The sequence below is a fragment of the Pseudomonas syringae pv. coryli str. NCPPB 4273 genome (assembly GCF_000972175.1).
Classification (GTDB): Bacteria; Pseudomonadota; Gammaproteobacteria; order Pseudomonadales; family Pseudomonadaceae; genus Aquipseudomonas; species Aquipseudomonas syringae.
In genome coordinates, this window is the sequence record NZ_AWQP01000043.1 from 1 (window position 1) to 12,278 (window position 12,278).

A 12,278-nucleotide genomic window follows, 5' to 3' on the forward strand; every position below is an offset into this window, starting at 1 on the left:
ATGCGTTGAGGGTTTTTGTTTAAGTAGAAGTCACCAAAATTCGCTGGAACGTTACCTGCTAACGGATCAGCAACAGAATTTCTTGACGACCATAGAGCATTGGAACCACCTGATCCCATCCCGAACTCAGCAGTGAAACGATGTATCGCCGATGGTAGTGTGGGGTTTCCCCATGTGAGAGTAGGTCATCGTCAAGATTGAATTCCGAAACCCCTCATCGCTTACGCGGTGAGGGGTTTTGTCGTTATGGGTCATCAAATAAAAAAGCCCGCTCAGGCATTCGCTCCGAGCGGGCTGCGGTGGTGCAGCGTCAGTCAGCCAAACAGGCTGCGCACGTTACTCATTGCGCCATCTGCAAACCCCTGAAGAAACGCCTCGAATGCATCCCCCTCAGGCCCTCCCTCAACAGGGTCGGCAACAATCGTCCAACTGGCGATGCAGGTATCGCCATCACCACTGGCTTCAACGGTCATTGCCGCCCACAGATTGCTGACCGGCAAGCTGGTGTGGATCAGTGACCAGGTTATATAAAGCGCCTGATCGTCCCTGGAGTTCAGCTGTTCGATGGCCACATTGCCATCCTTGAACAGCTTGTTGCGAACCGAGCCCGGACCTTCGCCAGTGACCTCGATGCTCTCCAGCGCCGGTATGAATGCCTGGAAGCCGCCGAAGTTGCCGACAACAGCCCACACGCTGGCCGCGTCACCGGAGACGTCCACGGCGGACACCACTCGGCACGCCACCGGGTTCTTGATAAGGGTGTCGGGTTTCAGATTGCTGTGAAGTCTGTTCATGTCGTTCTCCATTTATCTCAGTGGGTAATGGCTCAGATGAAGTCGATTTCGTTCAGGTAATCGCAGCCCCTGCGCAATAACGCCGGAGTTTTCTGCGGGTATTGCTCGCCCATGCGACGAATGCCGTTCAGGGTGTTGCGGTGCTCGATCATCGAGATATCGCCGATGTCTTCTTCAAACCCGTCGAGGTAGAACCCCAGCACGCCAAACAGCGCGTTCTGGCTGTCGACGCGCCGGAGTTGCGCCTGCCATTGCTCGACGCTGACCAGCTCGAACTGACACCCTGCCTCGCGGAAGGCGTGCACGTAGTCGCTCCAGCTCAAGGGCTCGGGGTTATGCAGATTGAACACCGCGTGTTCTGGTTGGTAACGGCTGGCATGGAAGCCGATGAAGCGCGCCAGAAAGTCCACCGGCATCAGGTCGAAGTTGATGGCGAATGCCGGAACCTGACCCAATTGCAGCGAGCCCTTGAGCATCAGCATCAAGCGATTTTTCTGTGGCTGACACACGCCGGTAACGCTGTTGAAGGCGATGTTGCCGGGGCGATAGATATTCACCCACACACCTTGGTCGCTGGCACATTGCAGGATGCGCTCAGCCACCCACTTGGAGAGGTTGTAGCCGTTCTTGATATAGATCGGCGGGGTCGCGGCAGCGGGTTGTTCAAGCACATTGCCGGCGGCATCGATGGCACTGCAGGCCGACAGCGTCGAAACGAAATTGAAGACCTTCTTACTGCGCCCCTCACACAGCTTCAGGCATTCAAAAACCGGGGCCACATTGTCTTTGACCAGGGTTTCGTAGTCCTGAACATGGTTCACATTGGCAGCGTTGTGCACCAACGCACCAAACTCGAGATCCAGTCGTTCATACACCGCTTCACTGAGCCCCAACCGGGGCTTGGTCAGGTCAGCGGGGTAGACCTTCACGCGACTCAGGTCCAGGTGATCCAGGCGGTTTTCCCGCAGGGCATGTTCGAAGCGCTGTTGCGCGCTTTGTCCAGAAGCCTCGCGCACCAGACAGGCGATCTCGGTCGCCCCCCAGTCGAGCAGCGCTTCGACGATATGCACACCCAGAAAACCGTTGGCACCCGTGACAATCACTTTATGAACATCCCCCATCCTGCTGACGGGCAATGTAGTCAGTTGAAAGTCCGGGTTGGCATCCCGCAGGGCCTGAGCACTGAGGACTCCGGCAGAAGTGCCGTCGCTGTCGACCAGGCTGGCGAGTGTCAGCACGGTCGGTGCTTCGATAAAACGATTGATGGGAATGCTGCGCCCAAAGCGTTCACGAACGCCCAGCAACAGGCGTGACAGCAGGATCGAGTGGCCTCCGAGATTGAAAAAGCTTTCATCAGTCGAGATGTCGTCTGGCGGCAGCTCCAACAGCTCGCCCCATAGCTCCAGCAGCGCCCGCTCCTGCTCCGTCTCGGGCTGGCGACGAGCGTGCTGCCCGATAAAGCTCAGCGGTATTTCCAGAAGCGCTTTGCGATCGACCTTGCCGTTGCTGGCGAACGGCATGCCGGGCAACATCGTGTAGACAGCCGGATGCATGTAATCAGGCAACAGGCGTTGTACATGCGCCTTTAACGCCTGTTCGTCATGCTCAAGATACGGTTGAGCGAGAAACGCCAGAATTCGCCGCTGCCTGTCGATCACCACGGCGACCTGTCGATACAGTCCACTGTCGCGCAGGCAATGCTCTATCTCTTCCGGCTCGACCCGAAAACCGCGAATCTTCACCTGATTATCACGGCGTCCGCTGAGGACAATGCCGTCAGCGGTCCACTTGGCCATATCGCCGGTACGGTAGGCACGCATCAGTTGACCATCCGGCTTCGTCAGCCACACATAACGCTCGGCGGTAAGCTCCGGATTGTTTACATAGCCCAGGCACACACCGGGTCCGACGATGTACAGCTCCCCTTGAGTCTGATCGGCCACGGGCTGCAATTGCTCGTCCAGAATCCACGCCTGACTGTTGGCGATCGGTCGGCCCAGATGGCGGTTGCTGCTGGACGAAGCGAACTCGCAGGCGGTAACCAACACGGTGGCTTCGGTGGGGCCGTACAGGTTGTGGAAATGACATTGGCCGGTGAGTTGCGCAATCACATGCGGCTCACAGACGTCGCCTCCGGTCATGACATGCTCAAGCCCCAGCGGCTGATCCAGCGGCAGGATGCTCAACAGCGCCGGCGGCAGGAATGCATGGGTGATGCCTTGTTGCAGCACGCGGACCAACTGCAACGGATCACGTCGCTGGTCTTCATCGGGGACCAGCAGTTCGGCACCACTGAGCCAGGTGGGGAAAATGTCGATGATCGACGAGTCGAAACTCAGCGTAGAGAATTGCAGCACCCGGCTGTGTTCGTTCAGGCTCACATGCTTGGCGTACCAGGCGGTGAAGTGGCTGAGATTGTGCTGGCTGAGCAATACGCCTTTCGGCTGCCCGGTGGTGCCCGACGTGTACAGCGCCATGCAGGGCGCATCCTGACCGGCAGCAACGCGTGCAACGCATGAAGCGCCACCCTCTAAAGGCACCGCCGCGATATCCAGCGCCGGAAACTCCGCAGCCGCCAGCGGGTGCGTGCCATCGTGCAGCAACAGCATCGCCCCCGAGTTTTCCAGAATGTACTGCTGACGCTGCACCGGCTGGCCGGGATCAAGCGGCAGGTACACCGCACCGCAACCCAGAATCGCCAGGATGCCGGCATACAGCTCGGCTGACTTGCGCAGGCAAATACCAATCACCGGAGGTGCGTCGGCTTTCGCGTGCGCCAGCAACGGCCGCAGCAAGCGCTGGATAGCGAGGCTGTGCGCGTGCAGTTGCCGATAGCTGAGCGTCTGATTGCGAACGGAGAGTGCCGGGCGCTCGGCAAACTTCAGCAACGCCTGCTCCAGCCGCTCGGTGATGGGTGTTTCGGCCAGTTTCAGCAGGTGCGGTTGATCTGTCTGATTCAGGCGATGCTCGAACAGCAATTGATCAATCGCCTGCAAGCCATGCTGTCGATCGCTCTGGGCGGGTGTGGCGCTTGTCAGACCGTTGAAATAGTCGTCTTCTCTGGATAAGCGGCTGATCTGCAATGCCGACAGATCCACCATGGCAGCGACAGCCGCATCACGCAGTACGCGCCCGTTGCCTGATTCCTCGACCGGCAGCGACTCACGAACGATCAAGCGTCGAGCCTGGGCAGCGCCATGCAAGCACAGCAGCTCCAGCCGGGGTAACCCGTACTCCAATTCCCCGCTGATACCGACCCGCAGACTCAGATGCGTGCAGTGGCCGAACGCACTCAGTTGTTCTTTTGTCAGGCCCAGGCTGCCGTCTTCGATCAGCACGCCGCCATCAGGCACCGTCAACGCGTCCAGCGCCTGCTGATCAGACAGATGCCGCACGCCATGCCCGTGGTCCAGCAGCTCGGTATTCAGTTCACTCAAGGTCAGGCTGTGACCGATGAGCACAATCTCCAGGCGCTTCATTGCAGCGTCCCCTGCGCAGGCAGATAGTCCGCCAGCGCCCGCTGCACACAAGGATCGTCCAGCATCGAGCTGTTCTTGAAGAAGCGCACGATGTTGGCCACCAGTGGGTGATGGCGGTTGACTGGAAAACTCACAGCCCTGGTCTCCTCCCTGAGCGCGTGCTTGATGGTGTCCGGCACCTGCAGGTGGTCGATCAGGGTGAAGTCGAAGCCATTCTGAATATCGTTGGTCAGGTATTGAGCGATGAACACCGGCATGATGCGGGCGATGGATTCCCGGTCCTGTTGGGGAGCGGTGTGCCAGTAGATGCGTACCAGCCGCGCCCAGAAGCCCGAGTGACGCCCCTCGTCCAGCAAGTGGTCGGCCATCAGACCCTTGACCGATTGCTTGACCGATTCGTCCTTGGCGAACGCCGCCACGTCATTGGTCACGGTGTTCTCCGCGATGGCGACACAGATCAGCTCCACTGCGCTGCGCAGATGCTCGGGGGCCAGAGCCAGTGCGGCGGGAATGGCCCGGCTGAGTTCAATCTCGTTCGGCAACGGGATAGGTTCTATGCCCGTCAGGGCGATGGTCTGTTGCATGAAGTCCATCGCCACCAGTGCGTGATAGTCCTCATCGACCACCACCGTCATCGCGTCATAGCGACAGGCAAACGGGAAGCGAATCGTGAAGTGGTTCTTGGCGATGCTGCGCGCGGTCCTGTCGACGATTTCGGTCTCGAAGATCACCACATCATTGATGAACTTGTAGAGGCTCTGCACCAGCGCGTAATCGCGCAAATGCGCACACTCGCGTGTGAACGTGTCGCTGAGCACCAGCGGCTGGCGGCTGAGGGGGTAGATCAGTTTGTCATCGTTCTCGACCATCCTGCGTGGGCGAGTACGAATGGTGGCGCGACCTTCCCACGCATCGATGAACGACATGTAGTCTTCTGCTTTCATGATGGCTTCCTTGTAAAGGCTTCAGGGTGTTGCGGGCGGGTCTTACGCGCTGGCCTGCACGAGCGGCGTTCGCATGCTCAGGCGCAGCGTGTCCCACAGCTGGATCCTGCTTTCCACAGCGGCGATGGCGGTCTGATAAACCTCTCGTTCGCGCTGCGCGTCGCCGGCAACCAGACGAGCCAGCAACTGCTCTGCTGCCGGACCGTGGTCCTCGGCGTCCACTTCGATGTGGCGCTCCAGGTAGTAGCGGAAGGTGGGTGCCTGGTGGGCGGTGATGCCCCAGTCATCGAGGATGGTCTGGAACATCTGTGGGATGACGCTCTCGCGTCCATGCAGAAAGGCCGCAGCAACGCTGTGTGCCGGCGCATGCAGGGCGATGTCGAGGGTGTGTGTCACGAATGCCGTCGCCGCTTGCCCCGCGTCGACGTGTTGCAGTGCGGTTGTGTAACGCATGCCCTGTCTCTGCAGTTCGATGAAGCGCTCGATCTGTACCGTGCTCGCGCCAATCTCGCGCATCGCATCCAGGTACAGCTCGAAGTGGCTGTAATGACCCGCGCCCAGTCGGTCATCGGATTCCTCACCCAGAACGATCTCGTTGATCAGGCGGGCAGCGGAAGCATCTGTCGGCGGCAGCCACGGCAACTGGGTGCAGGTCAGCTCCTGTTGCAGGCGCTTGGTCAGCGACATGAAATCCCAGACAGCGAATACGTGGGTCTCCATAAAGCGCCGGAGTACATCCAATGTGGTGATTTCTGCAAAGATCGGATGACGGCCAAGTTCAACTTTCTTGTGTGCGAGCAGCGTTTTTTCACAAGGCATAATGACGGTCCTATTGAAAGAGGGCGGTAAGTAGCACTGCAGTTTTCTACGATATAAACGTGTCGCCAGTGCCGCGATAAAACGCAATGAAATGCCGGGTGCGAGGCGAACACGGGCCTTAGCGTGAGGGGCCTGTTCGCCGCAAACACGCATTGGTTATTTCAATTCGAGACACCCTGCCGCGTTGGCTTTCCGAGCGCCAGCCCTTTTATAGCAAGAGGTCCCGCCCGGTGAGCCGCCGACATCACTGACGACGAAGAAAACTTAAAACAAACTTATCAAGGGCTGCAATCATTTTTTAATAATATTTAATAGGTTGTTTTTTTAGCATGTAAGTTGCCATATAAAACGGCGTGAATACGTTTTATAGGCGTGCAGGCAACCCTCCCGACTGATTAAGTCAGAATTATTAATAATGAGCGAATGCCTCGCCCAGCGTTGCCGATGTGCTGAATAATCAGGGTTCTGGATTTTTTAATGGGCGAAGTTGGAAATGACTTCCAATGTCTGTTTGCCCCGTTCAACAACTCCTTATCCATTGAGTTCAGATGAACAGAGAACCGCTCCAGTCCTGTGCGAGCCGTTCAGCCGTAGCCAGGGAACATCCTCCGGTTGGTTTCCTCAGCGCCACGGCCGAGTTTGCCTCATTCCGGCGTTGTGCCATCCGGCAGATCAGGAAAATAGCGATAAAAACGCCATGCCGAGGTTGAGCCTGGCAATGCGTCGAGGAGGTGTGAAGAGGAGGGCGGGAGGTGCAAGCGGCCAATCCGCAGACGTTGTGTCATCGCCTGCTGGATAGACCGCCTTGATGATTCAGGCGGGGTTTTTCTTTACTGCACGGGTCGACTTGGCCGTAGTGGCCTTTTTGCTGTTCAGGTATTGAGTGACGGCCTGAACACCACGGTTGAGGTGATGCTGCAGTGCTTCGACACAGGGCTCGATCGCTTTCTGCTCGGCGAGGCGCAACAGCTGCCAATGGTCATCCTGAGAAAGCTTGCCCAGGCCCATGTCGGAAAGATTGAAACGCAGGAAGCGTTCTTCTTCGTTCAGGCCTTCTTCAACCAGACGCATGAGACGCTTGTTGTGGGTTTTGGCATACAGCGAAAGGTGGAACATCCGGTTGAGTCTGCCGATCTGGCCGAAATCCGTCTCGACCTCAAGCTGCTCGATATAGCCCTTCGCCGCCGCCAGATCATCAGCGTCCAGCAATGGGATAGACAGGCGCAACGCTTCGGATTCCAGGAGGATGCGCAAGGAATAGGCATCCACCGCGTCTTCGGTGATCAACGGTGCGACCACCGCGCCCTTGTGCGTTTCGACACGCAGCAGCGACTGCGCCTCGAGCTGGCGCAGTGCTTCGCGCACAGGCATGCGGCTGACGCCAAACAGCGTCGCCAGTTCCTGCTGGCGCAATGCCGTGCCGCTTGGCAGGCTGCCGTCGATAATGGCGTTTCGCAGCTTTTCTTCAATCACGGTTCTGGCAAGGTGCGCCGGAGGCTGCTCATTGCCCAGTACGGAGCCCAGAAAGGCTTCTCTATCTGATTTGCGCATTGACCTACTTCTTCATCAACCCTGGCTGGACAACGTCCAATTAATCGCTTTGTTGCCGACAGACTAGCCAAGACTTGCCAGTCCGTCGCGAAAATACAAACATCATTATGTTTAACGGCGAGCGCCGGACCGCGCTGCAGCCCGGCGAGCTCGACAAAATAGGCGTCTATCTTAGCGCTCATCGACCCCACGTACCGAGTTCGCATTCATAGGTAACAGGAGTTTCACGTGTTGTTTTTATGACAGCGCGCTCTGAAACGACCGTTCCAGAGCGCAACAGTGATGCGCTCGCGGCATAAGGCCGCAGGCGTGATCGTCTCAGCGCGTCAGGCGGCCGGAAACGAAGTGCTGAACGTCATTGAAGCCTGGCGTCGACGCATGGCCGGGTGTCACCAGCGAATCGATGAACGCTTCGTCTTCAGCGGTAATCTCCACCGTGAGTGCCTTGGTATAACCGTCCCACTGCTGCTCGGTCCTTGGTCCGACGATGGCTGAGGTCACGGCCTGGTTGTTGAGCACCCAGGCAATGGCGAACTCGACAATGCCGACGCCTTTGTCCTGCACATACGCCTGAATTCGCTGCGCGATGCGCAACGACTCCATGCGCCATTCGGTTTCCAGCAGCCGCTTGTCCTGACGTCCGGCGCGGCTCTCGCTGTCGGGAGCGATGTCCGGAGCGTACTTACCGCTGAGCACACCGCGTGCAAGCGGGCTGTAGGGCACGACGCCCAGGCCATGGTGTGCGGCAGCGGTGATCTGCTCGACCTCAGCCTGGCGGTTGACGATGTTGTACAGCGGCTGGCTGATGACCGGCTTGTCGACGCCCAGGCGTTGCGCGACGTTGACGATTTCGGCAATTCGCCAGCCGCGGAAGTTCGACACGCCCCAATAGCGGATCTTGCCTTGCCGGATCAGATCGCCAATCGCCGACACCGTCACTTCCAGCGGCGTGTCGTGATCTTCCTTGTGCAGGTAATAGATATCCACATAGTCGGTATCCAGCCGCCGCAGGCTGTTCTCGATGGCATTGAACATGTGCTTGCGATTCAGGCCGGCCCGGTTGGGCACGCCGTCGGTCGGGCCGATGGCGACCTTGGTGGCCAGCACCCAGGCGCTGCGCTGCGCCGCGATGGCTCGGCCGACGATTTCCTCCGAGCGCCCGGCGTTGTAGACATCCGCCGTGTCGATGAAATTGATGCCCTGATCCCTGGCCTTGTCGATGATACGCAGCGACTCTTCGGCGCCGGTCTGCTCACCGAACATCATCGAGCCGAGTGTCAGTGTGGAAACCTTCAGGCCGGACTGGCCAAGGGTTCGATAATTCATGCTCAGCATCTCCTTGTCATTCAGACGAGCTCAGGCAACCCCCACGCCTTGAGCGGGAAATCGGCCAGCGAGCCCAGCAGCAGGTCCGCATGCTCGTACTGCTCGACCGGCATGTGCGAGTCCGGCACGGCGACGGCGTACATCCCGGCAGCCTTGGCGGCGGTCACACCGAACGGCGAGTCTTCGAAGACCAGGCAATCGGCAGGCGAGACGCCAAGGCGGCGGGCGGCGACCAGAAAGATGTCCGGGGCCGGCTTGGCGGCGCCGACTTCCGGGTCGTCGGCGGTGACGACGGTGTCGAACAGCTCGAACCATGCGCGGTGCAGAGTGGTCTTGGCCTCGAAGTAATGCACCGACGAACTGGTGCCCACAGCGATCGGAATATTATGCGCAGCCAGATGACGGACCAGCGCTTCGGCACCGGGCATGGCTGCGGCGCGCGGGAAACGCTCTTCAAGCATGGGCTCCCTGACTTCGAGAAACTCGTCGATCGACATTGGCAGCTCCAGCGCCTTGATCACGTAGTCCGAGAAGTCCCGGGCACCGCGGCCAATGGTGTGCTGCTTGACGGACCAGTCGAAGGTGCGACCGTGGCGACTGGCAATCAAGTGGGTGACTTCGGTGTACACCCCCTCGGTGTCCAGCAACAGGCCATCCATGTCGAAAATGACGGCCTTGATCGGGCCTCGTTGTGTTTGCTGCTCGCTCATGTCATCACGTCCTGTTCGCAAATTCGTTTCAGCCTAACGTTTCCGGGAAGGCTGTGGCTAGGGTCTGTTTCAAAACCTTTCCGCGGGATTGGCGTGCGCAACAAAAGGCACAAGGCCATGTCCAACGCGCTTACAGAAGGGCGACGCGCCCACAGAAATGGCCATGAAGGCTGGGCTGTCGGGATCTGCCGATGATAGTCTCTCGCGGCTTTCAATCGGCGCTGCCGGTCCCGGTACGACTTTCCCATCATCAGAACGGATATCTTCACGTCACTATGAATAAATCAGCAGGTATAGCGATTGGCGTCATCGTCGTAGCGGGCGCACTGGCTACGGCCGGTGCCTGGTACACCGGCAATCAACTGGAAGGCGCGCTGAACGACTCGATCAGCAAGGCCAATCAGGAACTGGCGAAGTCGTTCAAAGGCACGGACACCAGCGTCAAACTGGAAATGCTCTCGCTCGATAAGCACTTCTTCAGCAGCACGGCGCACTACCGCGTCGACATCCAGAACCTGTCCGATAGCACCCAGGGCGGCCAGTTTCTGTTCGTCGACCATATCGAGCACGGCCCCATTCCGCTGTCGCATCTGAAGACCCTGAACCTGCTGCCGGTCATGGCCCTGAGCAATTTCCAGATGGAAAAAAGCCCCAGCGCCGAGAAATGGTTCGCCATGAGCAAGGACGTTCCACCGCTCACAGGCCAGGCCAGCATCGGCTATGACCGCGCCACCAAAGGCACGCTGCAGATGGCCCCGCTGGAGATGACCGACGTCGACGGCACGTTCCGTTTTTCAGGCCTCAACCTGAATGCCGAGTCGTCGGCCGACGCGGAAAAATTCAGCCTTGCGGGCAACATGGACAATCTGCAACTCAATGTCGCGTCGCCTGACGGTCCGGTCAGCATCGAAATCAAAGGCATGACCTTCGACACGGGCGGCACCAAAGGCAAGTCCGGTTTCTATCTGGGCCACACCAACATGAAAATCCAGAACGCGGGTTTCCAGGTGGTGGGCAAGCCACAGGTACAGATCCGCGATTTCACCAACACCAACCTGGCGCAGGAAGATGCCGGTAACCTGGCAGCGCAGATCAACTACGATGCCGGCATGATTGCCTACGCGGGCAAGGACGTCGGTTCTGCGCACATGGGCTTCAAGATCGCCAATTTCGATGTGCTGGCGACTCAGGCGCTGTATCAGTTGTATCAGGATAAAATCCTGCCTCAGCAGCAAGAGGCCGCGCAGGAGAAGCGTCCGTTCCGCCTGGAGCTGAGCCCGGCTGATCAGGAGCTGATGAACACCCAGATGAAAACGCTGCTGGCAGCCAAACCGCACATCGAGCTGGAAAAGCTCTCGCTCAAGACCAGCAACGGTGAAAGCCACATGCGTATCGCCGTGGACCTCGCCGATCCAGGCACGCTCGATCAGCCTTCCGATGCGCTGCTCATGAAGAGCCTGGGCGAAGTCAACGCCAGGGTCGTCCTGTCCAAACCGATGATTCGCGATCTCGCGACCCAGCAAGCCATGCGTGAAGGCCAGACCGACCTCAAGGTCATCGCCGATCAGGCCAAGGCCGCTGGCGACATGGCCAGTGCCATGGCCGAGATGATGCAACTGGCCAAGGTCGACGGCGACAACATCGTCTCCGACCTGCATTACGCCAACCAGATGGTCGACTTCAATGGCCAGAAAATGACCGTGCAGCAGTTCATGAGCAACGTCATGGGCAAGGTCGGCGTGCTGGGTAACCAGTAAGCCGCCTGTAACACGGTCTGCTGTCAGGACGGGCCATTTGCCGTCCTGACAGCAGGCGCTGCTACTGAGTCAGGCCCCGCAGGGTGTCCGCCAGTTGCCGGGTACGCTGCGAGGTGCCCGCCGTCATGTCACTGGAGCCTTCCAGCTCCGACAACAGCCCCGTCAGCGTTCCGACTTCAAGGGACTGCTCCTCGATGTGCTGCGCCACCTTACGAATTTCCTCGGCCAGGCGCTCGATATCGGTGCCGATGTCGTTGGCGTTCTGCGACGTCTTCTGCGCAAGCTGGCGCACTTCATCGGCCACCACGGCAAAGCCACGTCCCATTTCACCCGCCCGTGCCGCCTCGATGGCAGCGTTCAGCGCCAGCAGGTTGGTCTGCCCGGCGATCTGCTGGATCGTCTGCACCACCGACTGAATACGCAAGCTGGACTTGGCCAGCTCCCGCGAGCCCAGCACCACCTCGTCCGCCTGACTGACCAGGCTTTTGACGGTGTTGCCCGCTTTGTCGATAACCGTTTCCTGCTGGGTGATGGTCTGCGACAGCTCGTCCATCGACACATGCAGCTCGCCAGAGTAGTGGCGCAACTGAGCGGCGATTTCTTCCTGATCATGGTGGGCCTTGACCAGCACATCGCCCAGGTCGCTAAGGCCACCGAACACCGGACGGATCTGCTCGTCCAGACCGCTCGGGTCAATGGTTTGCACGAAGTTGCGCTGCTTGAACTGATCGATCTGCTTGACCACCACATGGCTCAGACCGGCCAGCTTCTTGATCTGCCGACGCAGAAAGAACGCCTTGAACTCGCCGTAATAGGCGATGAAGTTATCGATGTAGTCGTCGCGGAACGGCTGGCCTTCGGGCACCTTGAAGAAGAACACGGCGGTGAGCGTCTGGTT

8 protein-coding genes, 1 rRNA gene and 1 pseudogene are annotated in these 12,278 nt (G+C 59.0%); 2 read left to right on the forward strand and 8 right to left on the reverse strand.

Annotated elements, in window-relative coordinates; genetic code table 11:
* The first annotated feature begins 81 nt into the window (after positions 1-81).
* A 5S ribosomal RNA gene (rrf, locus tag P406_RS17860) occupies positions 82-197 on the forward strand.
* Between the two features lie 117 nt (positions 198-314).
* Here rrf and P406_RS17865 read toward each other — a convergent pair.
* The 7 genes from P406_RS17865 to P406_RS17895 form a co-directional block, all read right to left on the reverse strand.
* Entirely contained in the window at positions 315-794 is a 480-nt protein-coding gene (locus P406_RS17865; RefSeq protein ID WP_046236897.1) for an SRPBCC family protein, read from the reverse strand.
* A 32-nt stretch (positions 795-826) separates the two neighbouring features.
* A complete protein-coding gene (locus tag P406_RS17870) occupies positions 827-4,273 on the reverse strand; it encodes a non-ribosomal peptide synthetase (RefSeq protein ID WP_046236898.1) in 3,447 nt (1,148 codons plus the stop codon).
* A complete protein-coding gene (locus P406_RS17875) occupies positions 4,270-5,217 on the reverse strand; it encodes a diiron oxygenase (RefSeq protein ID WP_046236899.1) in 948 nt (315 codons plus the stop codon). Before P406_RS17875 ends, P406_RS17870 begins: the two co-directional genes overlap by 4 nt.
* Positions 5,218-5,259: 42 nt before the next feature.
* Positions 5,260-6,036 carry a DUF3050 domain-containing protein gene (locus P406_RS17880; RefSeq protein WP_046236900.1) on the reverse strand — a complete coding sequence of 259 codons (777 nt, stop codon included), beginning with the start codon at positions 6,034-6,036 and terminating at the stop codon, positions 5,260-5,262.
* Positions 6,037-6,849: 813 nt separating this feature from the next.
* Positions 6,850-7,587, reverse strand: a complete 738-nt coding sequence (locus tag P406_RS17885; protein ID WP_003413733.1) for a GntR family transcriptional regulator — start codon at positions 7,585-7,587, stop codon at positions 6,850-6,852.
* A 318-nt stretch (positions 7,588-7,905) separates the two neighbouring features.
* The gene (locus tag P406_RS17890; RefSeq protein ID WP_046236901.1) at positions 7,906-8,913 is read right to left on the reverse strand and encodes an aldo/keto reductase; all 1,008 of its coding nucleotides are present in this window, start codon (positions 8,911-8,913) and stop codon (positions 7,906-7,908) included.
* 20 nt (positions 8,914-8,933) lie between these two features.
* Positions 8,934-9,623: an HAD-IA family hydrolase gene (locus P406_RS17895; RefSeq protein ID WP_003413731.1), complete on the reverse strand. Its 690-nt coding sequence runs from the start codon at positions 9,621-9,623 to the stop codon at positions 8,934-8,936.
* A gap of 275 nt (positions 9,624-9,898) precedes the next feature.
* On the opposite strand from P406_RS17895, the gene P406_RS17900 reads away from it, so the two are divergent.
* The gene (locus tag P406_RS17900) at positions 9,899-11,380 is read left to right on the forward strand and encodes a YdgA family protein (RefSeq protein WP_046236902.1); all 1,482 of its coding nucleotides are present in this window, start codon (positions 9,899-9,901) and stop codon (positions 11,378-11,380) included.
* Between the two features lie 61 nt (positions 11,381-11,441).
* Here P406_RS17900 and P406_RS30325 read toward each other — a convergent pair.
* A pseudogene (locus P406_RS30325) lies at positions 11,442-11,798 on the reverse strand (methyl-accepting chemotaxis protein); the annotation flags it as partial.
* Positions 11,799-12,278: the final 480 nt, after the last annotated feature.